We start from the raw sequence: 24,049 nt of genomic DNA, 5'->3' as shown, positions 1-24,049 counted from the left end.
CCCGGCAGCCGCCGCGCGGCGCCGTGCCCCCGCCCGGCCGTGTGCGCCCTCTCAGTCGTCACTCACTCATTCCTGGAGTCCGCGATGGACCGTCCCTCCCTGCAGACCGTGGCCGTCGTCGGCCTCGGCACCATGGGCACCGGAATCGCCGAGGTGCTGGCCCGCGCCGGCCGCGAGGTCATCGGCATCGACGTCAGCGAGGCGGCCGCCGCCCAGGCGGTGACCTCGGTCGAGGCCTCGACCGCCCGCGCCGTGCGCCGCGAGCAGCTCACCGACGAGGAGCGGCAGGCCGCCCTGGCCCGGTTCCGCACCTTCTGCGACCTGCACGCCGCGGCCGACGCCGATCTGGTGATCGAGGTCGTCCCGGAGTCGTACGAGGCCAAGCACGAGGTGCTCGGCGAGCTCGACGCGATCGTCCGCCCGGACGCCATCCTCGCCACCGGCACCAACGCCCTGTCCGTGACCCGGCTCGCCGCCGACTCGGCGCGTCCCGAGCGGGTGCTCGGGCTGCACTTCTTCAACCCGGCCCCGGCGATGAAGCTGGTCGAGGTGGTCTCGTCGGTGCTCACCGACCCCCGCGCGGTCGAGGCCGTGACCTCGCTCGCGCTCGACCTCGGCAAGGAGCCGGTGGCGGTCGGCGACCGGCCCGGATTCGTCGCGGACGGGCTGCTGTTCGGCTACCTCAACCAGGCCGCCGCCATGTACGAGGCGAAGTACGCGTCCCGTGAGGACATCGACGCCGCCATGAAGCTGGGCTGCGGGCTGCCGATGGGCCCGCTCGCCCTGCTCGACCTGATCGGCGTCGACACCGCGCGCACGGTCCTGGAGGCGATGTACGCCGACTCCCGCGACCGGCTGCACGCGCCCGCCCCGATCCTGGGGCAGCTCAGCGAGGCGGGGCTGACCGGCCGCAAGGCGGGCCGCGGCTTCTACACGTACGAGGAGCCGGGCAGCGCCACCGTGGTGCGGGACGCGCTGACGCCGCTGGCCGACGCGTCGGCCGCGCCGGGCCGCGCGGTCGACGCGGTCGGCGTCGCGGGCTCCGGCACCATGGCGTCCGGCATCGCCGAGGTGTTCGCCAAGGCCGGGTACGCCACGGTGCTCGCGGCCCGCAGCCTGGAGAAGGCGGAGACCGCCAAGTCCCGGATCGCCACGTCGCTTTCGCGTTCGGTCAAGAAGGGCCGGATGACGCAGGAGGCCGCCGACGAGGTGCTGGCCAGGATCACCCCGGCGGGCTCGCTGGACGCCTTCGCCGACGTCGATCTGGCCGTCGAGGCGGTGGCCGAGGACCTGGCCGTCAAGCAGCAGCTGTTCGCCACGCTGGACAAGGTGTGCAAGCCGGGCGCTGTGCTCGCGACCACCACCTCGTCGCTGCCGGTCGTCGCCTGCGCCCGCGCCACCTCGCGCCCGCAGGACGTGATCGGGATGCACTTCTTCAACCCGGCCCCGGCGATGAAGCTGGTCGAGGTGGTCCGCACCGTGCTGACCTCGGACGACGTCCACGCGACCGTCCGCGAGGTGTGCGCCAAGGTCCGTAAGCACCCGGTGGACTGCGGCGACCGCGCCGGGTTCATCGTGAACGCGCTGCTGTTCCCGTACCTCAACAACGCGATCAAGATGGTGCAGGAGCACTACGCGACGCTCGACGACATCGACGCCGCGATGAAGCTCGGCGGCGGCTACCCGATGGGGCCCTTCGAGCTCCTGGACGTCGTCGGCCTCGACGTCTCGCTCGCCATCGAGCAGGTGCTGCACCGCGAGTTCCGCGAGCCGGGCCTGGCCCCGGCGCCGCTGCTCGAGCACCTGGTGGCCGCTGGGTGCCTGGGGCGGAAGACGGGGCGCGGCTTCCGCGAATATGCCCGAGGCTGAGCCGCACGCGGACTGGGGCGGGCTGCTCGGGCCTTCGGGCGCCCCCGCGGGCAGTACCGTCCCGAGTCCGCCCCCGGCCGCGTACATGCAGTACGTTCGGTGCATGCCCCAGCCCACAGACCCTGGCCAACGGCCTTCGCGTACGCCCGCCCCGCCCGACGCCGCTCCGGAGAACCCCGCGGGCAGCCGTGCCGCCGCCCAACGGCTCAAGATGCGCCGGGAGCTGGCCGCCGCGGCCATGGAACTGTTCGCGACCAAGGGCTACGAGGCGACGACCGTCGACGAGATCGCCGCCACCGCCGGGGTCGCGCGCCGGACCTTCTTCCGGCACTTCCGCTCCAAAGAAGAGGCGATCTTCCCCGACCACGACGACACCCTGATCCGCGCGGAGGCGGTGCTGAACGCGGCACCGCCGCACGAGCACCCGCTGGACACGGTGTGCCGCGGCATCAAGGAAGTCATGAAGATGTACGCGGCCGCGCCGACGGTGTCCGTCGAGCGCTACCGGCTCACCCGTGAGGTGCCGACCCTGCGCGAGCGCGAGATCGCCTCCGTGGCCCGGTACGAGCGGCTGTTCACGCGCTATCTGCTCGGCCACTTCGACGAGCACGCGCACCACGACGGCAACGACGACCCGCTGCTCGCCGAGGTCGCCGCGTCCGCCGTGGTCACCGCGCACAACCACGTGCTGCGGCGCTGGCTGCGGGCGGGCGGCCAGGGCGATGTGGAGGCCCAGCTGGACCGGGCCTTCGCGATCGTACGGAAGACCTTCGGCACCGGGATCGGCGCGGGGCGCTCATCGGCGGACGCGCAGTCCGCGGCGGCGGTGCGGGCGCGGGGCGAGGTCCTGGTGACCGTGGCCCGTACGGACGCGCCCCTGGACGAGGTCATGCGCACGATCGAGAACGCCTTGCGCGAGCGGGCGTAGCGAGAACGCCCTGCGCGAGCGGGCGTAAGCAGTCCACCGCATCGAGCGACACCGGGCGGGCCCCACCGGGCCCGCCCGGTGTTTGTGCCTACCGTGGGCTCGTGGCTTTCGCACCCTCTCTGACCTGCGATGATCGATCATCGCTCAGATGTCGCCCTCAAGTGACAACTGAGAGAAATTCCTGGCACTCAGTGTCTTGCCCACTGGCACCCGGTGTCATACGTTGATGTCGTCCGGGCGGCCGGCGTGCAGCGAACATCCGTACGCCGGCTGTCCCCTCAACCGCCCGGACGCCTGCGTCACAGGCACCTCTCGCGCCGCACCAAGGCGCTGCCGCAGCACCACCTCCGCCGAACCGACGGCACACCTCCACAGCACCACCCCGACGTTCCCCTCAAGCGTCCCCTCAGACAGCTTCGCCGGAGGCACACCGTGAAGGAAATCCTCGACGCGATCCAATCGCGCACCGCATCGAACAGCGACTCCGCCGCGGCCTCCGCCGCCGACTTCGCGGCCCTGCCCATCCCCGAGTCCTACCGCGCGATCACCGTGCACAAGGACGAGACCGGGATGTTCGAGGGCCTGGAGAGTCGCGACAAGGACCCCCGCAAGTCGCTGCACCTCGACGAGGTGCCGGTCCCCGAACTCGGTCCGGGCGAGGCCCTCGTGGCCGTCATGGCCTCGTCCGTGAACTACAACTCCGTGTGGACCTCGATCTTCGAGCCGATGGCCACCTTCGGCTTCCTGGAGCGCTACGGCCGCCTCAGCGAGCTCACCAAGCGGCACGACCTGCCGTACCACGTCATCGGCTCGGACCTGGCGGGCGTGGTGCTGCGCACCGGGCCCGGCGTGAACGCCTGGAACCCCGGCGACGAGGTCGTGGCGCACTGCCTGTCCGTCGAGCTGGAGTCGTCCGACGGCCACAACGACACGATGCTCGACCCCGAGCAGCGCATCTGGGGCTTCGAGACCAACTTCGGCGGCCTCGCGGAGCTCGCGCTGGTCAAGTCCAACCAGCTGATGCCCAAGCCGGACCACCTCAGCTGGGAGGAGGCCGCGGCTCCCGGCCTGGTCAACTCCACCGCGTACCGCCAGCTGGTGTCCCGCAACGGCGCCGGGATGAAGCAGGGCGACAACGTCCTCATCTGGGGCGCGAGCGGCGGACTCGGCTCCTACGCCACGCAGTTCGCGCTCGCGGGCGGCGCCAACCCGGTCTGTGTCGTCTCCTCGCCCGAGAAGGCCGAGATCTGCCGGAAGATGGGCGCCGAGGCGATCATCGACCGCAACGCCGAGGGCTACAAGTTCTGGAAGGACGAGCGCACCCAGGACCCGAAGGAGTGGAAGCGCTTCGGCAAGCGCATCCGCGAGTTCACCGGCGGCGAGGACATCGACATCGTCTTCGAGCACCCCGGCCGCGAGACCTTCGGCGCGAGCGTGTACGTCACCCGCAAGGGCGGCACCATCACCACCTGCGCCTCGACCTCGGGCTACATGCACGAGTACGACAACCGCTACCTGTGGATGTCGCTGAAGCGGATCATCGGCTCGCACTTCGCCAACTACCGCGAGGCCTGGGAGGCCAACCGCCTGATCGCCAAGGGCAAGATCCACCCCACCCTGTCGAAGGTGTACTCGCTGGAGGACACCGGGCAGGCCGCGTACGACGTGCACCGCAACCTCCACCAGGGCAAGGTCGGCGTGCTGGGGCTGGCCCCCCGTGAGGGACTCGGTGTGCGCGACGAGGAGAAGCGCGCCCAGCACATCGACGCCATCAACCGCTTCCGGAACGTCTGAGGTCTCCCGATGACAGAGCGCCAGAAGGACCGGCCGTGGCTGATGCGCACCTACGCCGGTCACTCCACGGCCGAGGCGTCCAACGAGCTGTACCGGCGCAATCTCGCCAAGGGCCAGACCGGCCTGTCGGTCGCGTTCGACCTGCCGACGCAGACCGGCTACGACGCCGACCACATCCTCGCCCGCGGCGAGGTCGGCCGGGTCGGCGTCCCGGTCTCCCATGTCGGTGACATGCGGCGGCTGTTCCAGGACATCCCCCTGGAGCAGATGAACACCTCGATGACGATCAACGCCACGGCCATGTGGCTGCTGGCGCTCTATCAGGTCGTCGCCGAGGAACAGGGCGCCGACATCAGCCAGTTGCAGGGGACGACGCAGAACGACATCGTCAAGGAGTACCTCTCGCGCGGGACGCATGTCTTCCCGCCGGGGCCGAGCCTCCGGCTGACCACGGACATGATCGCGTACACGGTCAGCCACATCCCCAAGTGGAACCCGATCAACATCTGCAGTTACCACCTGCAGGAGGCCGGGGCCACGCCGGTGCAGGAGATCGCGTACGCGATGTCCACGGCGGTCGCCGTGCTCGACGCCGTGCGGGACTCGGGCCAGGTGCCGCCGGAGAAGTTCGGGGACGTGGTCGCCCGTATCTCGTTCTTCGTGAACGCGGGCGTCCGCTTCGTCGAGGAGATGTGCAAGATGCGGGCGTTCGGCCGCATCTGGGACCAGGTCACCCGCGAGCGGTACGGCATCGAGAACGCCAAGCAGCGCCGCTTCCGCTACGGCGTGCAGGTCAACTCGCTCGGCCTGACCGAGGCGCAGCCGGAGAACAACGTCCAGCGGATCGTCCTGGAGATGCTGGCCGTCACTCTCTCCAAGGACGCACGCGCGCGTGCCGTGCAGCTCCCGGCCTGGAACGAGGCGCTGGGGCTGCCGCGCCCCTGGGACCAGCAGTGGTCGCTGCGCATCCAGCAGGTGCTGGCCCATGAGTCGGATCTGCTGGAGTACGAGGACATCTTCGCCGGGTCGCATGTGATCGAGGCCAAGGTGGACGCCCTGGTGGCCGACTCGCTGGCCGAGATGGACCGTATCCAGGAGATGGGCGGCGCGATGGCGGCCGTCGAGTCCGGCTATCTGAAGTCCCAGCTGGTGTCCTCGCACGCCGAGCGGCGGGCCAGGATCGAGGCGGGCGACGAGAAGATCGTCGGCGTCAACTGCTTCGAGTCCACCGAGCCGAACCCGCTCACCGCGGACCTGGACGGCTCGATCATGTCCGTGGACCCGGCCGTGGAGGGCCGCGTCACGGCGGCGCTGCGCGCCTGGCGGGACACCCGCTACCAGCCGCCGTTCAACCACCCGCGGCCCTGCAAGGCCCTGGAGAAGCTGAAGGAGGCCGCGGCCACCGACGCGAACCTCATGGAGGCCACCCTGGAGTGCGCACGCGCCGGTGTGACGACCGGCGAGTGGGCCGGGGCCCTGCGGGAGGTGTTCGGCGAGTTCCGGGCGCCTACGGGCGTCTCGTCGGCTCCGGTCGCGGTCGCCGCCGAGGAGGGCACGCCGCTGGCCGTCGTCCGCGACAAGGTCGCCAGGACCGCCACCGAGATGGGCTCCGGGCGGCTGCGGCTGCTGGTCGGCAAGCCCGGCCTGGACGGGCACTCCAACGGCGCCGAGCAGATCGCGGTACGCGCGCGTGACGCCGGTTTCGAGGTGGTCTACCAGGGCATCAGGCTCACCCCCGAGCAGATCGTCTCCGCCGCGCTCGCCGAGGACGTGCACTGCGTGGGCCTGTCGATCCTCTCCGGCTCGCACGCCGAACTGGTGCCGGACGTGCTGGAGCGGCTCCGCGAGGCGGGCGCCGCCGACATCCCGGTCATCGTCGGCGGGATCATCCCGAACGCCGACGCCGAAGAACTGAAGCGCGCGGGTGTGGCCGCCGTCTTCACCCCGAAGGACTTCGGAATCACGGAGATCATCGGCCGTATCGTCGACGAGATCCGGAAAGCGAACAAGCTCGACCCCCTGGAGGTCCCCGCATGACCCAGCCCCAGCCGCAGCCCGAGTCCCCGCAGGTGAACCGGCTCCGCCCGCGCCGCTCCTGCCTCGCGGTCCCCGGCTCCAACCCGCGCTTCCTGGAGAAGGCCCAGGGCCTGCCCGCCGACCAGGTCTTCCTGGACCTGGAGGACGCCTGCGCGCCGCTGGCCAAGCCGGACGCCCGGCACACCATCGTCAAGTTCCTCAACGAGGGCGACTGGACGGGCAAGACCCGCGTGGTGCGGGTCAACGACTGGACGACCCACTGGACGTACCGCGACGTGGTGACCGTCGTCGAGGGCGCGGGCCCGAACCTCGACTGCATCATGCTGCCGAAGGTCCAGGACGCCCAGCAGATCGTCGCCCTGGACCTGCTGCTCACGCAGATCGAGAAGACCATGGGCTTCGAGGTCGGCAAGATCGGCATCGAGGCGCAGATCGAGAACGCCAAGGGCCTGGTGAACGTCGACGCGATCGCGGCCGCCTCGCCGCGCGTGGAGACCATCATCTTCGGCCCGGCCGACTTCATGGCGTCCATCAACATGAAGTCGCTGGTCGTCGGCGAGCAGCCGCCCGGCTACCCGGCGGACGCGTACCACTACATCCTGATGCGCATCCTGATGGCCGCCCGCACCCACAACCTGCAGGCCATCGACGGCCCGTACCTCCAGATCAAGAACATCGACGGCTACCGGGAGGTCGCCGGGCGCGCGGCGGCCCTCGGCTTCGACGGCAAGTGGGTGCTGCACCCCGGCCAGGTCGACGCGGCCAACGAGGTCTTCTCGCCCTCCCAGGAGGACTACGACCACGCCGAGCTGATCCTGGACGCTTACGAGTACTTCACCTCCGAGGAGGGCGGCAAGAAGGGCTCCGCGATGCTCGGCGACGAGATGATCGACGAGGCCAGCCGCAAGATGGCCCTGGTCATCTCGGGCAAGGGCCGGGCCGCCGGTATGCGGCGCACATCCACGTTCGAGGCCCCGGAGGCGTAAGACACCATGCAGTTCGGCCGCACCTACGAAGAGTTCACCGTCGGGGACGTCTACAAGCACTGGCCGGGAAAGACGGTCACCGAGTACGACGACCACCTCTTCTGCCTGCTCACCATGAACCACCACCCGCTCCACATGGACGCCAACTACGCGGAGCGGACGACCGACTTCGGCAAGAACGTCGTCGTGGGCAACTACATCTACTCGCTGCTGCTCGGCATGTCGGTCCCGGACGTCTCGGGCAAGGCGATCGCCAACCTGGAGATCGAGTCGCTGAAGCATGTGGCGCCGACCTTCCACGGCGACACGGTCTACGGCGAGACGACCGTCCTGGACAAGACGCCGTCGAAGTCCAAGAACGACCGCGGGATCGTCTATGTGGAGACCAGGGGCTACAAGCAGGACGGCACGCTGGTCTGCGTGTTCCGCCGCAAGGTGATGGTCCCCACCGAGACGTACATCAAGGAGCGCGGCGGCGAGCAGCCCGGCCGCCCTGAGCCCAAGGCACAGGAGAAGAAGTAACCATGACGCGACTCGCCCAGACCCACGGTCTCACCGACGTCCAGCAGGAAATCCTGTCCACGGTGCGGGACTTCGTCGACAAGGAGATCATCCCGGTCGCCACCGAGCTGGAGCACCGCGACGAGTACCCCACGCAGATCGTCGAAGGCCTCAAGGAACTCGGCCTGTTCGGGCTGATGATCCCCGAGGAGTACGGGGGGCTGGGCGAGTCGCTGCTCACCTACGCGCTGTGCGTGGAGGAGATCGCGCGCGGCTGGATGAGCGTGTCCGGGATCATCAACACGCACTTCATCGTGGCGTACATGCTCAAGCAGCACGGCACCCAGGAGCAGAAGGACACTTTCCTGCCGCGGATGGCGCTGGGCGAGGTGCGCGGCGCGTTCTCGATGTCGGAACCGGCGCTCGGCTCCGATGTGTCGGCGATCACGTCCAAGGGCGTACAGGACGGCGACGAGTACGTCCTGAACGGCCAGAAGATGTGGCTGACCAACGGCGGCTCCTCGACGCTGGTGGCGGTGCTGTGCCGAAGTGACGAAGGACACCCCGAGGGCAGCGCGCCGCACAAGTCGATGACCACCTTCCTGGTCGAGAAGGAACCCGGCTTCGGAGAGGTCCGCCCCGGCCTCACCATCCCCGGAAAGATCGACAAGATGGGGTACAAGGGCGTCGACACCACCGAGTTGATCATGGATGGCCTGCGGGTTCCGGCTGATCGGGTGCTCGGCGGGACCACCGGCCGGGGGTTTTACCAGATGATGGACGGCGTCGAGGTCGGCCGCGTCAACGTCGCCGCGCGTGGCTGCGGCGTCGCGCAGCGTGCCTTCGAACTGGGCGTCTCCTACGCCCAGCAGCGGCACACCTTCGGCAAGCCGATCGCCCAGCACCAGGCGATCCAGTTCAAGCTGGCCGAGATGGCGACCAAGGTCGAGGCCGCGCATGCGATGATGGTAAACGCGGCACGCAAAAAGGACTCCGGGGAGCGAAACGACCTCGAAGCAGGGATGGCGAAGTACCTCGCGTCCGAGTACTGCAAGGAGGTGGTGGAAGACGCCTTCCGGATCCATGGCGGCTACGGCTTCTCGAAGGAGTACGAGATCGAGCGCCTCTACCGGGAGGCCCCGATGCTGCTGATCGGTGAAGGTACCGCCGAGATCCAGAAAATGATCATTGGACGCCGACTGCTCGAGGAGTACCGATTCCAGGGATGAAAGTCCCTTTTGGTGGCTTTCGTCGGGACGAAGATCACACCCTGTCAACGCTTCCAGGCGGCCGACTCGGCTTCGTGGCTTGCCCAGTTGTGGCACGCAACCGATACCATCCGGGAAAGCCGCCGCCGTCCCCCCTCTGAAGCGCGGCATCATCCGCTACGAAGGTCATCCATGCCCCACAGCCAAACCTCTGCCCCCCGCGAAGGCCTCCCCAAGGTTCGCCTGGCGCGCGGAGCATCGCCGTGGCTCCTGCCGACCGTCGCCACCGCAGCGCTGAGCCTCGCCCGCGCGCGCCGTACTCCTCGTTCGGCGGCCGCCGCGGCCGTGGCCGTGCCCGCCACGGCGCTCGCGGCGGGCATGCTGTGGTTCTTCCGCGACCCCGAGCGCGAGATCGCCCAGGGTCAGATCATCTCCCCGGCCGACGGAGTGGTGCAGAGCATCATGCCGTGGAAGGACGGGCGCACCCGCGTCGCGATCTTCATGAGCCCGCTGAACGTCCACGTCAACCGCGCGCCCCTGGCGGGCACCGTGACGTCCGTGGAGCACATCCCCGGCGGGTTCGTCCCGGCGTTCAACAAGGAGAGCGAGAACAACGAGCGCGTTGTCTGGCACTTCGACACCGAGCTCGGCGACATCGAGATGGTGCAGATCGCGGGAGCGGTCGCCCGGCGCATCGTCCCGTACGTGCCGCAGGGCACCAAGGTGGAGCAGGGCGAGCGCATCGGCCTGATCCGCTTCGGCTCGCGGGTCGACCTCTACCTCCCGGAGGGGGTCGAGGTCGCGGTCGAGGTCGGTCAGAAGACCGTGGCAGGGGTGACTCGCATTGAGCGTGGTTGATCCGGACACACAGGCCGGCTGGGTCCCGGAGTCCGAGACCGAGAGCGACGACCGCACCGAGGACATGCCGCTGTCACTGCGGCTGTCGATAGCGGACACCCTCACTCTCGGTAACGCGACCTGCGGCTTCATGGCGGTGTACTTCACCACCACCGGCATCCTGATCCCGCACCTCACCGGCTCGTCCGACGTGACCGGGATGGCGCGGCAGTCGGCCGCGACCGCGGTGATCCTGATGCTCTGCGCGGCCGTGTTCGATCTCTTCGACGGTCTCGTGGCGCGCAAGCTGCGCAGCTCGCCGATGGGCGCCGAGCTGGACAACCTCTCGGACCTGATCAGCTTCGGGCTCGCCCCGGCGTACTTCGTCCTCGTGTACGGCATGGTCGCGAACGACGCGCATCAGCGGGTCGCGGCGGTGGGCGCGATCGTGGTGCTGCTCGCGGTGGTGCTGCGGCTCGCGAGATTCTCCGTGGTCACGGTGAAGGACGGCACCTTCCAGGGCATGCCCAGCCCGTTCGGGGCGCTCACGGTGGTCTCGATCGTGTTGCTTGAGCTGCCGTTCATCGCCACCCTGCTGGCGATCATCGGCACCGCGTGGCTGATGGTGAGCCGGGTCGAGTACCCGAAGCCGCGGGGGCCGCTCGCGGTGGCGATGCTGGCGTGGATCGTGTCCGCGATGGGTCTCCTCGCGGCCTGGGCGTTCGACGCGCCCGGCGGTCAGCTGCTGCTGCAGACGGGGTGCGCGCTCCAGCTGGTGCTCGGTGCGGTGATCCCCCTGTTCGCCACGGCCCGCCGGGTGAACAACTTCCGTGACAACCGACGCGAGGCACGGGCGGCGCAGCTGCCGTAGCCTTCCGCGCGTACGCCGAGGGGCCCGAACCACGTGGTTCGGGCCCCTCGGCGTTGCCGTGGCGGATCGGTCCGCGTACGGGCCGGTCCGCGTACGGGTCAGTCCGAAGTGAAGGACTGGGCCGCCTTCGACGCCTCGGCGCCGCGGACCGCCTTGGAGCCGCCCTTGGCGGCCTTGGCTGGCTGGAGGATCACGCTCTCCAGGGACGACGGCGCCTTCGGGTCGGAGTAGTCCTGGACGCCGAAGCCGGAGTCGTACGCGGTCATCGTGCGCAGCGCCGCGGCGACCCCCTCACGCGTGAGGTCCTTGTTCTCGCACGCCGTCCGCAGCGCCTCGCCGAACGTCGCCGCGGCCGTCCAGCCCGCCACGACGCCGTTGTCGAGGGCGTCCTTCGGGTAGGCCTTCGTGTAGTCGGCCGCCAGCTTGCTCGGCCCCGAGGCGGCGTCGCCGATCGGCAGTGACGGCGAGGCGACGTAGTACATCTTCTCCAGGGCCGGGCCCGCCTGGGTGGCGAGCAGCTGCGGCGCGAACGCCGAGTTGTTGCCGATGATCGGGACGTTCAGGCCGCTCGCGGCCGCGACGCCGACCAGGGACGCCGCCTGCGCCGGTCCCGCGCTCAGCACGATCCCCTTCACCCCGGCCTGCTTCAGCGCCGCCACCTGCGCGGACATATCGCTGTCGGTGGGCTTGATCTTCTGCTCGACGACCGTGAGCCCGGACTGCTTCGCCATGTGCCGGGAGCCTTCGAGCGCGTTCTCGCCGTAGTCGCCCTCGAAGTAGACATGACCGATCTTGTCGCCCTCCTTGACGCCCTTCTCCTTCATCAGGAAGTCGATCGCGTTGATCGTCTCGATGTCGTACGTGGAGCCGACGACCCGGATGTACTCGCTGCCGAGCAGCGCCGCCGACCACGCCTGCGGCACGATCAGCGCCTTGCTGTCCTCGTTGCGCTGCTTGACCGCGGCGACGAACGGCGAGCCGATGAACTGCGCGTAGCCGAGCACCTTCGGTTCCAGCTCGGTGTAGGCGGAGACGGCCTTCTGCGGCTCGTATCCGTGGTCGCGTACGGTCAGCTTCAGCTGACGGCCGCAGATGCCGCCCGCCTCGTTGGTCTGCTTCACATACAGCTGCTGGGCCTGGGTGACGCTCTTGCCGAGCGTCGCGTAGACGCCGGACATGTCGGTGAGCGCGGCCAGGTTGATCGTCTCCTCGCTCACGCCGACGCCGGTCTTCACTCCTCGGGCGTCGTCCTTGGCGCCGTCTTCGCCGTCGCTCGCCTTGGAACTGCAGGCCGCGGAACCGGCCAGGGCGAGCAGCGTCGCGAGCGCGGCGGCACTCGCCCTGGTCCTGGTGTTCCGGGGCTGGGTACGCGGAAGCTGCACACTCATCGTTTCTCTCCTGGGGTTGACGTCGCGGTGCGCCGGGCGACGAGCCTGATCAGGCCGCCCGGCAGGAAGAGCACCACCGCCACGACGGCGGCGCCGTACAGGTACGCGGAGGCCTCGCCCGGAGTGACCCCGCCCGTTCCGGGGGCGGAGACCAGCGGCAGGGAGTCGCTGTAGCGGGTGAGGACCTGCGGGAGCAGCGAGACGAAGGCGGCGCCCACGACCGCTCCCCCGACCGAGCCGAGCCCCCCGATGACGATCATGGCGAGGTACTGGAGCGAGACGACCATGCCGAACTGGGAGGGCGTGACGCTCTGGAAGACCAGCGCGAGCAGCACGCCCGCGAGGCCCGCGTACATCGAGGACAGGACGAACACGGCGGCCCGGTAGCGGGCGACCGGCACCCCCATCACGCCCGCGGCGATCCGGTGGTCGCGGATGGCGTTCATGGCGCGGCCCGGTCGGCCTCTGAGCACACCGCGAGCGAACAGGGCGCAGCCCAGCAGCAGGGCGAGCCCGAGGTACCAGAGCTTCTCGGCCGAGCCGAACGGCACTGAGGCGACGACGACTTCGGCGCGGTCGAAGGAGAACCCGAACAGGTTCAGAGCCGGGACCTCGCGGCCCAGCGCGCCGCCGGTCAGATCGGTGGCGTTGTCGATGACATGCAGGCCGATGACGATCAGGGCCAGTGTGGCGATGCCCAGGTAGGCGCCGCGCAGCCGTCCGGCGATCGGGCTGAACAGGCCGCCCGCGAGGCCGGTCAGCAGCACCGCGAACAGCGCGGCGAGCCAGCTGGGCAGGCCCAGGCCGGTATAGCGGCCGTCGCTCTCGCCCGCCAGGGCGCTGTAGCCGTACGCGCCGACGGCGAGGAAGAAGGCATGCCCCATGGAGAGCTGGCCGGTGGAGCCGGTCAGCAGGTTGAGGCCGATCGCGCCGATCGCGGCGGCCATCGCGAACAGCCCCGCCTGGAGCCAGTAGGCGTCCAGGTAGAAGGGCAGTGCGAGCAGCACCAGCGCGCCCGCGAGCCAGCCGATGCCGCGGCGGTATCCGCCCGGCTGCCTGAGCGGGCTGTCCGGCCGCTTGAGAGCGCCGTCCGGCCGCTTGAGGGAGACGTCAGACACGGGCCAGCTCCTTCGTGCCGAACAGACCGGCGGGCCGTACGAGCAGGATCGCGACCATCACCAGATAGGGCGCGAGCTCCCCGAGGCCCCGGCCGAGGAAGGTCAGGTCCGACTGGTAGCCGGTGGCGAGCGACTCGGTGACGCCGACGATCAGCCCGCCGACGAGCGCGCCGGTGGTGGAGTCGAGCCCGCCGAGTATCGCGGCCGGGAAGGCCTTCATCGCCACCTGCGCGGTGGACTTCTCCAGGCCGGGGGTCGGGAAGACGGTCAGGAACAGGGCGGCCACGGCGGCGAGTCCGCCCGCGACGGCCCAGGCGCCGAGCGAGACCCGGCCGAGCCGGATGCCCATCAGGGCCGCCGTCCCGGCGTTCTCGGCCGCGGCCCGCATCGCCACGCCCCAGGAGGTGTAGCGGAAGGCCAGCAGGAACGCGGTGATCAGGAGCCCGGCGGCGAGCAGGGCCGCCACCCTGGTCTGGGCGATGGAGACCGAGCCGACGCTCAGCACCCGGTCGCCCCAGGGGTCGCCGACGCTGAGGATGTCGGTGCCCAGGCGGCGGCCGATGTCGGCGACCAGCACGATGTCGACGCCGATGGTGACGATCGCCAGGACGCTGTGGTCCGAGCCCCGGTAGCGGCGCATCACCAGGAACTCGATGGCCGCGCCGACCAGCGCCGCGCCCGCGACGCCCGCGAGCAGCGCGGGCCAGAAGCCGATGTCGTCGCTGAGCACGGCGGTGAGGTAGCCGCCCGCGAGCAGCAGCGAGGCGTGCGCGAAGTTGACCACCTCGGTGGCCCGGAAGATCACCACGAAGCCGAGGGCGATCAGCGCGTACACGGAGCCCAGCGAGACGCCGTTCAGGAGCAGTTCGATGAAGATCGTCATGATGCGGCCTCCCCGTGCCGCTCCGGCTCGCCCTCCGGCTCGCCCTCCGGCTCGCCTTCCGGCTCGCCCTCGGACTCGTCCTGGCCTAGGTAGGCGCGGACGACCGCGGGGTCGTTCTGGACGTCGGCGGGGGCGCCGCTCGCGATCTCGCGGCCGAAGTCGAGCACGGTCACCGCGTCCGCGAGCCGCATCACCATGCCCATGTCGTGCTCGACCAGGACGATCGAGATGCCGAGGCTGTCGCGGACCCCGGCGATGACGGCCGCCGTGCGCCGCCGCTCGTCGGCGGTCATCCCGGCCACCGGCTCGTCCAGGAGCAGCAGTTCGGGCTCCATGCACAGGGCGCGGCCCAGCTCGGCGAGCTTCTGCTGCCCGTACGGCAGCGAACCGGCCGGGCGCTCCAGCTGGTCTTCCAGGCCGACGAACGCGGCGATCTCGCGGACGCGTGCCCGGTGGTGCGCCTCCTCGCGCGCGGCGGACGGCAGGCGCAGCCCGGCCGCGAGGAATCCGGTGCGGGTGAGCCGGTGGCGGCCGAGCAGCAGGCTGTCGGCGACCGTGGCGCGCGGCGGCAGGGCGAGGTTCTGGAAGGTGCGGGCGATCCCGAGTCCGGCGATGCGGTGCGGGGGCAGCCCGGTCAGCTCGTGCTCGCCGAACCGCACGCTGCCGGATGCAGCCCGGTAGACGCCGGACAGCACGTTGAAGCAGGTGGACTTCCCGGCGCCGTTGGGGCCGATCACGGCGTGCACGGTGCCGGGCTCGACGGTGAAGGTCACCCGGTCGAGGGCGGTGAGTCCGGCGAACCGCACCGTCACCCCCCGCACCCGCAGGGGTACGGCGGTACTCATCGGGCCTCCCAGCGGGACAGGACGGGGTGCGCGGCCTGGGCGCGGGACGCGTCGTCGGCCGCGGTCCCGTCGCCGACGCCGAGGTAGCGGCGGCGTACCTCGTCGGAGGCGGCGAGCTCGCCGGACGGCCCGGCCAGGGTGATCTCGCCGACCTCCAGGACGTACGCGTAGGAGGCCAGGCGCAGGGCGAGCGCGGCGTTCTGTTCGACGAGCAGCACGGAGGTGCCCTGGGCGTTGATCTCCCTGATGGTGTCGGCGATCCGCGCGGCCATCAGCGGGGCCAGGCCGAGCGAGGGCTCGTCGAGCAGCAGCAGCTTCGGCGACGCCATCAGGGCGCGGCCGACCGCGAGCATCTGCTGCTCGCCGCCGGAGAGCAGTCCGGCGCGCTGCCGGGAGCGCTCGGCGAGCACCGGGAACAGCTCGTGGACCCGGCGCAGGGCCGCCGCCTTCGCCGCCCGGTCTCCGCTGGAGCCGAGCGCTCCGGCGCGCAGGTTGTCCTCGACGGTCATCCGGGCGAACACCTGGCGGCCTTCGGGCACCTGGGACACCCCGGCGGCGACCACCCGGTCCGCTGACAGGGTGTGCAGCGGCCTGCCGCCGAAGCGCACGGACCCGCCGGTGACGGACCCGCCGTGGAACGACAGCGCCCGCGAGACGGCCCGCAGCAGGGTCGACTTTCCCGCGCCGTTGCCGCCGAGCACCGTGACCACGCTGCCTTCGGGTACCTCCAGCGACACCGAGCGCAGGGCCCGTACCGGGCCGTAGCCCACCACCAGGTCCCGTACCTCGAGTGCGGCACCTCGCATGACTCCCCTTCCCTCGTCCCCGTGTGGTCTCCTCGACCCGTTCGGTGGCGCACAGACCAGCACCGACCAGTCGGTACGTCTACGTCCCGTGGCGGAGACGCTGCCGGTGACCAGCGGGTACGGCGGGGGGTTGTGCACGCGCACAACCCTCGGTGCCGGGGGTCTGCCGCCTGCGGCGGACAGCTGGCATGCTCCGGACCATGGGTGGGCGCAGGCCCCGTACGGGGCACGAGTGGAAGGTGCTCGCTGAGGCGTGCGACGCGCTCCTTGAGGGCCTTCCGGATCTGGTGGACGACTATCTGCGGCGGCTGGCCGAGCACTCGCCGACGTACGGGCGGGTCATCCCGTACGACCAGCACTGGCGGGAGGCCGAGGAGGCGATCCGGATCGGGGTGTCGGCGATCGGCGCGCCTCGGGCGTCGCCGCGGCGGGACCTGGAGCACGCCGAGTGGCTCGGGCGGCACCGGGCCCAGCAGGGGCTGCCGCTCGACCTGCTGGTGCACGCGTACCGGCAGGCGGGCCGCCTGGTGTGGGACGCGCTCCTGGAGGCCACGTCGGCGCGGCAGCCGGAGCGGCTCGCGGTGCTGATGCAGTCGGCGACGATGGTGTGGTCGGCGGTCGACGAGCAGGCGGACACGGTGTCGGAGGCGTACCGCGCGACCGAGCTGGAACTGCGGCGGCGCACCGACGAGCGGCTCCAGGCGCTGCTGGACGCCCTGCTTGAGGGCCGCCAGGGCCCCGAGCTCACCTCACGGGCGGCGGCGGGCCTGGATCTGCCCGAGCACGGCCGGTACGCGGTGGTGGTGCTGCGCCTGGAGCGGCGGGACGGGCGGGAGCCCTTCCACCGGCTGATCCAGGGCACGGGGATGCGGTTCGTGTGGCGGATGCGGGCGGACTGCGAGCTGGGAGTCGTCGCGATGGGCGCGGACACCGGTCTTGACGCGGTGGCCGATCTGCTCGCGGTGGGCTGTCCCGGACCTGGCGGCATCAGCCCGGTCGTGGAGGGTCTTGCCGAGCTGGGGCGGGCGCGGCGGCTCGCGGAACTCGCGCTGCGCACCTGCCCGCCGGACGCGACGGAGTTCGCCCGTCTGGACCGGCGAATGCCCACCGCGCTGGTGGTCAGCCAGCCGGACCTGGCGGGGCGGCTGGTGTCGGACGTGTTCGGCGCGCTGCTGGAGCTCGACCCCGCGGACCGGGCGGTGCTGCTGGAGACGCTGGACGCGTGGCTGGACTGCGAGGGCTCCGCGGGGCGGGCGGCCGGGCGGCTCTACTGCCACCGCAACACGGTCTTCAACCGCCTGCGGCGGCTGGAACAGCTCACAGGCCGTGCCCTGTCCCGCCCACGCGACCTGACGGAGATGACCCTCGCACTAGACGCACACCGGTTGTCACCGGGGTGACTTAATCTCTGGCGCACGCCACGGCCCACCCGCACCCGCCCCGCCCTCCGTCAAGACGACAGGCGGTCCCCCGCGATGCGCTCCGCGACCCGCTCCAGGATCGGGCCCGCCTCCGCGATGCACCGCTCGACGTCCGGCTCGACCTCGGTGAGCGGGTAGGCCCGCTGGATCCCCGCCGCCGTGAGCGCCTCCGCGGTCAGCGCCAGACGGCCGCAGACCGCGACCACCGGGACCCCCGCCGCGCGCGCCGCCGCCGCGACCCCCGCGGGCGCCTTCCCGTGCAGGGTCTGCTCATCGAGCGAGCCCTCACCGGTGATCACCAGGTCGGCCCGCTCCAGCGCGGGCGCGAAGCCCAGCACGTCGAGCATCACGTCGATGCCGGGACGGAACCGCGCGTCGAGCCCGACCAGCGCGCCGTACCCGATGCCGCCCGCCGCGCCCGCGCCCGGCGCCTGGGCGCAGGCGGCCGCCTTGGGGCCGACGGCCTTCTCCAGGACGACCGCGAAGTGCGCCAGCGCGGCGTCCAGCGCGCGCACGTCGTCCGGGCTGGCCCCCTTCTGCGGGCCGTACACCGCGGGCGCGCCCTTCGGCCCGGTCAGCGGATTGTCGACATCGCTGGCCAGGATCAGGTCGACGTCGGCCAGCCTCGGGTCGAGCCCGGACAGGTCGGCGGTGGCCAGGTCGCGCAGCGGCCCGCCGCCGGGCGCGACCGGCGCGCCGTCCGCGTCCAGGAAGCGCGCGCCGAGCGCGGCCAGCATGCCCGCGCCGCCGTCGGTGGTGGCGCTGCCGCCGACACCGAAGACGAGGGTGCGGGCCCCGGCCTCCAGGGCCGCGAGCAGCAGCTCGCCGGAGCCGTAGGTGGTGGACGTGAGCGGCGCGAAGACGCCGTCGGGCAGCAGCTGGAGGCCGGAGGCCTCGGCCATCTCCACCACCGCGGTGTCCCCGCGCAGCGCGTACGCCGCGGTGACCTCGGTCCCGAGCGGCCCGGTGACCCGTACCTCGCGGCGCTCGAAGCCGCCCGCGACCGCGGCCGCCACCGTGCCGTCGCCGCCGTCCGCCACGGGCAGCGCCTCGACCCGGACCTCCGGCGCCGCCCGGCGCAGTCCGGCCGTCACCCGCTCGGCGACCTGCACGGCCGTCAGCGAGCCCTTGAACTTGTCCGCGGCGATCAGCACCCGCCGTGTCCCGGTGCTTCCCTTCGCCGCTGCAGCGTCCGCCACCTTGGAATCCCCTTGCTCTTCGGGCCTTGCTCGCGTCAAGGCAGTCGCGCCGCTGCGACCTTAACCTCCGGCGCCGCCCGCTGCCCATGGCCGCCCTCACGGTGAGACGGCGCGCCACCCGGAAAAAACACCTGATTCCCCACCATAGTGGTGCGGCATGAGTACGGATGCCCTCGATCAGCCCCGCCCGAGCGAACCTCCCAGGCCGCCCGGCTCCGCGGGACCGTCCGATCCGCACCACAGCCCGCCCCCTGACTACGTGGTGGTCGGCATCGGCGTGGCCGTCGTGCTGGCGGTCGTCGGCTGGGCCGCGCTCGGCAAGGACTCCTTCAGCAGCGCGTCGGACACGGCGCTGGGCTGGGTGCTGGACAACTTCGCCTGGCTGTTCGTGATCGCCGCCGATGTCTTCCTGGTCCTCTGCGTCGTGATCGCGGTCAGCCGCTTCGGCCGGATCAGACTCGGCCGCGACGATTCCGAGCCGGAGTTCGACAACCTCGCCTGGATCGCGATGATGTTCAGCGCGGGCATGGGCATCGGCCTGATGTTCTACGGGGTCGGCGAGCCGCTGACCCACTATCTCGACCCGCCCCCGATGACCGGGGCCACCGGGCACACCGGCAGCGCGGCCAACATCGCGCTGCAGTACTCCTTCTTCCACTGGACGCTGGTCCCCTGGGCGATCTACGGCGTCGCGGGCCTGGCACTCGCCTACGCCGGGTTCCGCAAGGGCCGCGGCAACCGGCTGAGCTCGGCGTTCGTACCGATCCTCGGGGAGCGCAGGGCGGCCGGCTGGCCAGGCCGGATCATCGATCTGCTGGCCGTGTTCGCGACGGTCTTCGGCACCGCGACCAGCCTGGGCCTGGGCGCGCTCCAGGTCTCCAAGGGGCTGCACCTCACGGCGGGCGCCGAGGACACCACCCGGATGCAGCTGATCATCATCGTCTCGCTCGGCGCCGCCTTCGTGGCCTCGGCCTTCTCCGGACTGCACCGGGGCGTGAAGTGGCTCAGCACGATCAACATCGTGCTGGCCGCCTGCCTGATGACGTTCGTGTTCGTCATCGGCCCGACCGTGTTCATCCTGGACGCGATCCCGGAGAGCGTCGGCGGCTTCCTGCACTGGTTCGTCCCGATGGCGACCCGCGCAGGGTCGTTCGGCGCCAGCGAGTGGCTGGGCGCCTGGACGGTCTTCTACTGGGCGTGGTGGCTGTCCTGGGCGCCGTTCGTCGGGACCTTCATCGCCAGGATCTCCCGTGGCCGGACGATCCGGGAGTTCCTGATCGGCGTGCTGCTGGTGCCCAGCTGCGCCACGGTCATCTGGTTCTGCGCCATGGGCGGCACCGGGATCCGGCTGGACGAGACCGGCGAGGTCGACATGGACGCCAAGCTGGAGCAGGGCGTGGAGGCGTCCCTGTTCGGCATGCTGGACGGGCTGCCGCTGTCCACGCTCACCTCCTGGATCGCGATGCTCCTGGTCATGACGTACTTCGTGACCAGCGCCGACTCGGCGTCGCTGGTGATGGGCTCGCTCACCAGCCGCGGCGCCCTGCATCCTCGGACCTGGCTGGTCGTCTCCTGGGGTGTGCTGATGGGGACGGTCGCCGCGGTGCTGCTCGTGGCGGGCGGCCTGGACTCGCTGAAGACGGCGACCATCCTGGTCGCGCTGCCGTTCGTCCTGGTCATGCTGCTGCTGTGCTATTCGCTGTGGCGGGAGCTGCGCGAGGATCCGGGCGCGGGCCCACCGCGCCACCACGCGCTGCACGGCCTGCGGGACGCGGTCAAGGCGATGGTGGGCGACGCGATCACCGAACACCAGCCGCCGCCGGACCGCCACCACCGGCTACGGCGGCGGGCCGCGAAGTCCCGCGGCCAGGACCAGGACGAGGGCTGACCGTGATACGCGGGCGGCGGGCGGGCTTCGCGGCCAGAGCCCGCCCGGCGTCCTTCTCGCGCGTGTCGCGCCGTCGCCCCCTCTACCCTCGGGAGGGTGACAGTCGACTACACCACGTACATCGCCAGCCTCCCCAAGATCCTCGCCGGTTCCGCCATGCTGCTGCGGGACGCCGACGGCCGGGTGCTGATCGTGGAGCCCAACTACCGCGAAGGCTGGACGCTGCCCGGCGGGACGGTCGAGTCGGACCGGGGTGAGACCCCGCGGCAGGCCGCGCGCCGCGAGACCGCCGAGGAGATCGGGCTCGATGTGGAGCCCGGCCGGCTCCTCGCGATCGACTGGTCGCCCGGTCCCGACCGGCCGCCCATCGCCTCGTACCTCTACGACGGCGGCGTACTCACCCCGGAGCAGCTGAACGCGATCGTGCTCCAGGACGAGGAGCTGGACTCCTGGCGGCTGGTCAGCCCCGAGGAGCTGAAGGCGTACGACCCGCCGTGGTTCGCCCGTCGGCTCACCACGGTGCTGACCGCGCTCGCGGACGGCACGGCCCCGGTGGAGCTGGAGAACGGCCAGCCGGCGGTGGCACGATGACCGCCCGCCGGATCGTGCCCAACGTGCGGTCCGACGCGCCGCGCGAGAGCGCCGAGTTCTACGGCCTGCTGGGGTTCGCCGAGGTGATGGACCTCGGCTGGATCACCACGCTCGCCGCGCCGGAGAACCCGTCAGCTCAGATCAGTTTCATCCGCGAGGACAAGACCGCGCCCGTGCCGCCCGACCTGAGCGTCGAGGTCGACGACGTGGACGCGGTCTACGCTGTCGTACGGGCCACCGGTGCGGAGATCGTCCACCCCTTGACGGATGAGGAGTGGGGTGTGCGCCGCTTCTTCGTACGCGATCCGGGCGGCCTCGTGGTGAATGTCCTCAGCCACCGCTGAGGACGCTCACCACCGGTCAGAACAGGGCGGTGCCCCCTTCGAACTCCAGGAGCCGCCGCTTGCGCTCCAGGCCGCCGCCGTACCCGGTCAGGCTGCCGTTCGCGCCGACCACCCGGTGGCAGGGCACGATGATGCTGATCGGGTTCTTGCCGTTGGCGAGCCCGACGGCGCGGGCCGCGCCCGGCCTGCCGAGCGCTTCGGCGAGCTCGCCGTACGAGCGGATCTCGCCGTACGGGATCTCCAGCAGCCCGGCCCAGACGCGGCGCTGGAACGGGGTGCCGTCCAGGCGCAACGGCAGGTCGAACTCCTTGAGTTCCCGCGCGAAATACGCCCGGAGCTGCTCGGCGACCGCGCCGAACGGCGTGTCGTCGGGGCTCCCGAAGCTCTCCTCGGGCGGCCGGTGCCGCTGGTCCGTCATATAGAGCCCGGACAGCACGCCGTCGGTGGCGACGAGCGTGAGCGGGCCATAGGGGCTGTCCAGCACGGTGTGCTGCCGTTGGCTCATGGCTGACGTCCTTACGCGGTGAGGTGATGGCGGGTCTTCGCGCCGTTGGTAGCCTGCGGCGTCATGAGGCGCGTGTGGTTCTTGCCGATAATGTGGGCCCTCAGCGGCTTCGTGGTCGCGACCTGGCTGGTCGTCGGGGGCAGTCCTGGCGAGGGCGTCGTACTCCTGTCGGTGTTCCTGATGCTCGCGGGCGTGAACTCGCCGCTGGTCTTTCCGAGGCCGACCGGCGCTGTGGAGGCGGGGCGCCGCAGCGCGGCGGACGGCCGGCCGGTCGTCTTCTGGCGGCCGGGGTGCGCGTACTGTCTGCGACTGCGGATCCGACTGGGGCGCGACGCCCGCCGATTGTACTGGGTGAACATCTGGCGTGACCCCGCCGGCGCGGCGGCGGTGCGGGCCGCCAACGGCGGCGATGAGACCGTGCCCACGGTCGTCGTCGCGGGCCAGTCGCACACCAACCCCGACCCGAAGTGGGTGCGCGCACAGCTCCCGCCGTCCGCCTGACCGGAACGACGGCGGCGGGACGCGGGGTTCGCCGCGCACGTCGTCAGGCGGTGGGTTCCGGCAGGGAGTTGACGGGGTGGTCATCGGTCGCCCAGAGGTACTGGACCGCGTAGGCGCGCCAGGGGCGCCAGGCGGCCGCCCGCGCGGTGAGCGCGGCGGGGGTGGACGGCAGGCCCAGGGCGGCCGCCGCGCGGCGCACTCCGAGGTCGGTGGGGAGGAAGGCGTCCGGGTCGCCGAGCGCGCGCATCGCGATGACCTCGACGGTCCACGGGCCGAAGCCGGACAGGGCGGCGAGCCGTGCGCGGGTCTCGTGCCAGTCGCTCTCGACGCCCAAGTGGAGGTCGCCGTCGGCGAGTCGGCGCACCAGGGTGGTGAGTGTGGTGCGGCGGCCGCGGGGCAGGGCGAGGGTCTCGGGGTCGAGTCCGGCCAGGGCGTCGGGGGACGGGAACAGGTGGGTGAGGCCGCCCTCGGGGTCGTCGACGGGCTCGCCGTGCGCGGTGACCAGGCGGGCCGCGTGGGTGCGGGCGGCGGCGGTGGACACCTGCTGCCCCAGGACGGCCCGTACCGCGAACTCCGCCTCGTCGACGGTACGCGGCACCCGGCGGCCCGGAGCCTTGTCGACGAGCGGGGCGAGCAGCGGGTCGGCGCGCAGCTGGTCGTCGACGGCGACCGGGTCGGCGTCCAGGTCGAGCATGCGGCGGCACCGGCTGATCGCCACCGTGAGGTCCCGCTGATCGGTGAGGGCCAGGCGGCAGCCGATGTGGTCGGGGGTGGGGGTGAGGGCGACGACGCCGTGTCCGTACGGCAGCCGCAGGGTGCGGCGGTAGCCGCCGTCACGCCACTCCTCGACGCCCGGTACGGCGGTCGCGGCGAGATGGCCGAAGAGGTTGTCGGGGTTGAGCGGGGCGCGGAACGGCAGGCGCAGCGTGATGACGCCCGGTGTGGTGTCCGGACGCCTGCCGCCCGCGCGGGTGCGCAGTTCGCCGGGGGTGAGGCCGAAGACCTCGCGGACCGTGTCGTTGAAGGTGCGGATCGAGGCGAATCCGGCCGCGAAGGCGACGTCGGCCATGGGCAGTTCGGTGGTCTCGATCAGTACGCGGGCGGTCTGGGCGCGCTGGGCACGGGCCAGTGCGAGCGGGCCCGCGCCCAGTTCGGCGCGCAGCTGGCGTTCGATCTGGCGGGTGCTGTAGCCGAGCCGGGCGGCGAGGCCCGGTACCCCGTCGCGGTCCACGACCCCGTCGGCGATCAGCCGCATGGCGCGTGCCACGAGATCGGCGCGGTGGTTCCATTCCGGGGAGCCGGGCGCGGTGTCGGGGCGGCACCGCTTGCAGGCCCGGAATCCGGCTTGCTGGCAGGCGGCCGCACTCGGGTGGAACCGCATGTTCTCGGGCTTCGGCGGCACGACCGGGCAGCTGGGGCGGCAGTAGATCCCGGTGGTCACCACCGCCGTGAAGAACCAGCCGTCGAAGCGGGCGTCCCTGGACTGGACGGCCCGTACGCAGTGCTCGGTGTCGGTGTACATGCCCCCA

General features: G+C 71.4%; 22 protein-coding genes. 14 read left to right on the top strand and 8 right to left on the bottom strand.

All coding sequences use genetic code 11. From position 1 onward, the window contains the following. Positions 1-84 precede the first annotated feature (84 nt). From ACX6XY_RS17430 to pssA, 9 genes are all read left to right on the top strand, one after another. On the top strand, positions 85-1,869 hold the full coding sequence (locus ACX6XY_RS17430) for a 3-hydroxyacyl-CoA dehydrogenase family protein (protein ID WP_460331492.1): 1,785 nt from the start codon (positions 85-87) through the stop codon (positions 1,867-1,869). A gap of 85 nt (positions 1,870-1,954) precedes the next feature. Continuing rightward, positions 1,955-2,797: a TetR family transcriptional regulator gene (locus ACX6XY_RS17425; RefSeq protein WP_460331528.1), complete on the top strand. Its 843-nt coding sequence runs from the start codon at positions 1,955-1,957 to the stop codon at positions 2,795-2,797. Between the two features lie 432 nt (positions 2,798-3,229). Then, the gene (gene ccrA, locus ACX6XY_RS17420; RefSeq protein WP_460331490.1) at positions 3,230-4,591 is read left to right on the top strand and encodes a crotonyl-CoA carboxylase/reductase; all 1,362 of its coding nucleotides are present in this window, start codon (positions 3,230-3,232) and stop codon (positions 4,589-4,591) included. Between the two features lie 9 nt (positions 4,592-4,600). Further along, the gene (locus tag ACX6XY_RS17415) at positions 4,601-6,628 is read left to right on the top strand and encodes a protein meaA (RefSeq protein WP_460331488.1); all 2,028 of its coding nucleotides are present in this window, start codon (positions 4,601-4,603) and stop codon (positions 6,626-6,628) included. After that, positions 6,625-7,614: an HpcH/HpaI aldolase/citrate lyase family protein gene (locus tag ACX6XY_RS17410; protein ID WP_460331486.1), complete on the top strand. Its 990-nt coding sequence runs from the start codon at positions 6,625-6,627 to the stop codon at positions 7,612-7,614. The genes ACX6XY_RS17415 and ACX6XY_RS17410 overlap by 4 nt, the downstream gene beginning before the upstream one ends. Before the next feature lie 6 nt (positions 7,615-7,620). Continuing rightward, positions 7,621-8,136 (top strand): MaoC family dehydratase, encoded by a 516-nt coding sequence (locus ACX6XY_RS17405; RefSeq protein ID WP_460331484.1) that lies wholly within the window; start codon positions 7,621-7,623, stop codon positions 8,134-8,136. Between the two features lie 2 nt (positions 8,137-8,138). Then, a complete protein-coding gene (locus ACX6XY_RS17400) occupies positions 8,139-9,344 on the top strand; it encodes an acyl-CoA dehydrogenase family protein (protein ID WP_460331482.1) in 1,206 nt (401 codons plus the stop codon). A 171-nt stretch (positions 9,345-9,515) separates the two neighbouring features. After that, on the top strand, positions 9,516-10,181 hold the full coding sequence (locus tag ACX6XY_RS17395; protein ID WP_460331480.1) for a phosphatidylserine decarboxylase: 666 nt from the start codon (positions 9,516-9,518) through the stop codon (positions 10,179-10,181). Beyond that, the gene (gene pssA / locus ACX6XY_RS17390; protein WP_460331478.1) at positions 10,168-11,031 is read left to right on the top strand and encodes a CDP-diacylglycerol--serine O-phosphatidyltransferase; all 864 of its coding nucleotides are present in this window, start codon (positions 10,168-10,170) and stop codon (positions 11,029-11,031) included. Before ACX6XY_RS17395 ends, pssA begins: the two co-directional genes overlap by 14 nt. Positions 11,032-11,129: 98 nt before the next feature. Here the strand turns inward: pssA and ACX6XY_RS17385 are convergent, their stop codons facing one another. From ACX6XY_RS17385 to ACX6XY_RS17365, 5 genes are read right to left on the bottom strand one after another with little or no spacing between them, the layout of a single operon-like run. Next, a complete protein-coding gene (locus ACX6XY_RS17385; protein WP_460331477.1) occupies positions 11,130-12,419 on the bottom strand; it encodes an ABC transporter substrate-binding protein in 1,290 nt (429 codons plus the stop codon). After that, entirely contained in the window at positions 12,416-13,537 is a 1,122-nt protein-coding gene (locus ACX6XY_RS17380; RefSeq protein ID WP_460331475.1) for a branched-chain amino acid ABC transporter permease, read from the bottom strand. The genes ACX6XY_RS17385 and ACX6XY_RS17380 overlap by 4 nt, the downstream gene beginning before the upstream one ends. Beyond that, on the bottom strand, positions 13,530-14,420 hold the full coding sequence (locus ACX6XY_RS17375) for a branched-chain amino acid ABC transporter permease (RefSeq protein WP_460331473.1): 891 nt from the start codon (positions 14,418-14,420) through the stop codon (positions 13,530-13,532). The genes ACX6XY_RS17380 and ACX6XY_RS17375 overlap by 8 nt, the downstream gene beginning before the upstream one ends. Next, positions 14,417-15,265, bottom strand: coding sequence for an ABC transporter ATP-binding protein (locus tag ACX6XY_RS17370; protein WP_460331471.1), 849 nt, complete (start codon positions 15,263-15,265; stop codon positions 14,417-14,419). Before ACX6XY_RS17370 ends, ACX6XY_RS17375 begins: the two co-directional genes overlap by 4 nt. Beyond that, complete coding sequence (locus ACX6XY_RS17365; RefSeq protein ID WP_460331469.1) at positions 15,262-16,071, bottom strand: ABC transporter ATP-binding protein; 810 nt, start codon at positions 16,069-16,071, stop codon at positions 15,262-15,264. The genes ACX6XY_RS17370 and ACX6XY_RS17365 overlap by 4 nt, the downstream gene beginning before the upstream one ends. Positions 16,072-16,271: 200 nt before the next feature. Between ACX6XY_RS17365 and ACX6XY_RS17360 the strand changes: the two genes are divergently transcribed. Beyond that, positions 16,272-17,471, top strand: coding sequence for a PucR family transcriptional regulator (locus tag ACX6XY_RS17360; RefSeq protein ID WP_460331467.1), 1,200 nt, complete (start codon positions 16,272-16,274; stop codon positions 17,469-17,471). Positions 17,472-17,521: 50 nt separating this feature from the next. Here the strand turns inward: ACX6XY_RS17360 and ACX6XY_RS17355 are convergent, their stop codons facing one another. Then, positions 17,522-18,691 (bottom strand): glycerate kinase, encoded by a 1,170-nt coding sequence (locus ACX6XY_RS17355; protein WP_460331465.1) that lies wholly within the window; start codon positions 18,689-18,691, stop codon positions 17,522-17,524. 157 nt (positions 18,692-18,848) lie between these two features. Here ACX6XY_RS17355 and ACX6XY_RS17350 point away from each other — a divergent pair, with 157 nt between their 5' ends. The 3 genes from ACX6XY_RS17350 (at position 18,849) to ACX6XY_RS17340 (ending at position 21,514) form a co-directional block, all read left to right on the top strand. Continuing rightward, complete coding sequence (locus ACX6XY_RS17350) at positions 18,849-20,579, top strand: BCCT family transporter (RefSeq protein WP_460331463.1); 1,731 nt, start codon at positions 18,849-18,851, stop codon at positions 20,577-20,579. 156 nt (positions 20,580-20,735) lie between these two features. After that, a complete protein-coding gene (locus ACX6XY_RS17345) occupies positions 20,736-21,170 on the top strand; it encodes an NUDIX domain-containing protein (RefSeq protein ID WP_460331526.1) in 435 nt (144 codons plus the stop codon). After that, entirely contained in the window at positions 21,167-21,514 is a 348-nt protein-coding gene (locus ACX6XY_RS17340; RefSeq protein WP_460331461.1) for a VOC family protein, read from the top strand. Before ACX6XY_RS17345 ends, ACX6XY_RS17340 begins: the two co-directional genes overlap by 4 nt. Positions 21,515-21,530: 16 nt before the next feature. On the opposite strand, the gene ACX6XY_RS17335 is transcribed toward ACX6XY_RS17340, so the two are convergent. Next, positions 21,531-22,019 carry a methylated-DNA--[protein]-cysteine S-methyltransferase gene (locus tag ACX6XY_RS17335; protein ID WP_460331459.1) on the bottom strand — a complete coding sequence of 163 codons (489 nt, stop codon included), beginning with the start codon at positions 22,017-22,019 and terminating at the stop codon, positions 21,531-21,533. 63 nt (positions 22,020-22,082) lie between these two features. On the opposite strand from ACX6XY_RS17335, the gene ACX6XY_RS17330 reads away from it, so the two are divergent. Continuing rightward, positions 22,083-22,520 carry a glutaredoxin domain-containing protein gene (locus ACX6XY_RS17330; RefSeq protein WP_460331457.1) on the top strand — a complete coding sequence of 146 codons (438 nt, stop codon included), beginning with the start codon at positions 22,083-22,085 and terminating at the stop codon, positions 22,518-22,520. Between the two features lie 43 nt (positions 22,521-22,563). Here the strand turns inward: ACX6XY_RS17330 and ACX6XY_RS17325 are convergent, their stop codons facing one another. Beyond that, positions 22,564-24,042 carry an AlkA N-terminal domain-containing protein gene (locus ACX6XY_RS17325; protein WP_460331455.1) on the bottom strand — a complete coding sequence of 493 codons (1,479 nt, stop codon included), beginning with the start codon at positions 24,040-24,042 and terminating at the stop codon, positions 22,564-22,566. Between the last annotated feature and the right edge of the window lie 7 nt (positions 24,043-24,049).

The organism is Streptomyces sp. O3, from assembly GCF_054788135.1.
The sequence above is the reverse complement of the archived record's forward strand: the minus strand, read 5'-3'. Positions and strand labels throughout refer to the sequence as shown.

Coding starts and splice junctions, on each gene's coding strand:
- ACX6XY_RS17385 (WP_460331477.1), bottom strand. CDS start 12,419: ATGAGTGTGCAGCTTCCGCGTACCCAGCCCCGGAACACCAGGACCAGG.
- ACX6XY_RS17425 (WP_460331528.1), top strand. CDS start 1,955: ATGCAGTACGTTCGGTGCATGCCCCAGCCCACAGACCCTGGCCAACGG.
- ACX6XY_RS17340 (WP_460331461.1), top strand. CDS start 21,167: ATGACCGCCCGCCGGATCGTGCCCAACGTGCGGTCCGACGCGCCGCGC.
- ACX6XY_RS17360 (WP_460331467.1), top strand. CDS start 16,272: ATGGGTGGGCGCAGGCCCCGTACGGGGCACGAGTGGAAGGTGCTCGCT.
- ACX6XY_RS17395 (WP_460331480.1), top strand. CDS start 9,516: ATGCCCCACAGCCAAACCTCTGCCCCCCGCGAAGGCCTCCCCAAGGTT.
- ACX6XY_RS17350 (WP_460331463.1), top strand. CDS start 18,849: ATGAGTACGGATGCCCTCGATCAGCCCCGCCCGAGCGAACCTCCCAGG.
- ACX6XY_RS17365 (WP_460331469.1), bottom strand. CDS start 16,071: ATGCGAGGTGCCGCACTCGAGGTACGGGACCTGGTGGTGGGCTACGGC.
- ACX6XY_RS17405 (WP_460331484.1), top strand. CDS start 7,621: ATGCAGTTCGGCCGCACCTACGAAGAGTTCACCGTCGGGGACGTCTAC.
- ACX6XY_RS17370 (WP_460331471.1), bottom strand. CDS start 15,265: ATGAGTACCGCCGTACCCCTGCGGGTGCGGGGGGTGACGGTGCGGTTC.
- ACX6XY_RS17415 (WP_460331488.1), top strand. CDS start 4,601: ATGACAGAGCGCCAGAAGGACCGGCCGTGGCTGATGCGCACCTACGCC.
- ACX6XY_RS17345 (WP_460331526.1), top strand. CDS start 20,736: ATGCTGCTGCGGGACGCCGACGGCCGGGTGCTGATCGTGGAGCCCAAC.
- ACX6XY_RS17410 (WP_460331486.1), top strand. CDS start 6,625: ATGACCCAGCCCCAGCCGCAGCCCGAGTCCCCGCAGGTGAACCGGCTC.
- ACX6XY_RS17400 (WP_460331482.1), top strand. CDS start 8,139: ATGACGCGACTCGCCCAGACCCACGGTCTCACCGACGTCCAGCAGGAA.
- ACX6XY_RS17430 (WP_460331492.1), top strand. CDS start 85: ATGGACCGTCCCTCCCTGCAGACCGTGGCCGTCGTCGGCCTCGGCACC.
- ACX6XY_RS17375 (WP_460331473.1), bottom strand. CDS start 14,420: ATGACGATCTTCATCGAACTGCTCCTGAACGGCGTCTCGCTGGGCTCC.
- ACX6XY_RS17335 (WP_460331459.1), bottom strand. CDS start 22,019: ATGAGCCAACGGCAGCACACCGTGCTGGACAGCCCCTATGGCCCGCTC.
- ACX6XY_RS17330 (WP_460331457.1), top strand. CDS start 22,083: ATGAGGCGCGTGTGGTTCTTGCCGATAATGTGGGCCCTCAGCGGCTTC.
- ACX6XY_RS17325 (WP_460331455.1), bottom strand. CDS start 24,042: ATGTACACCGACACCGAGCACTGCGTACGGGCCGTCCAGTCCAGGGAC.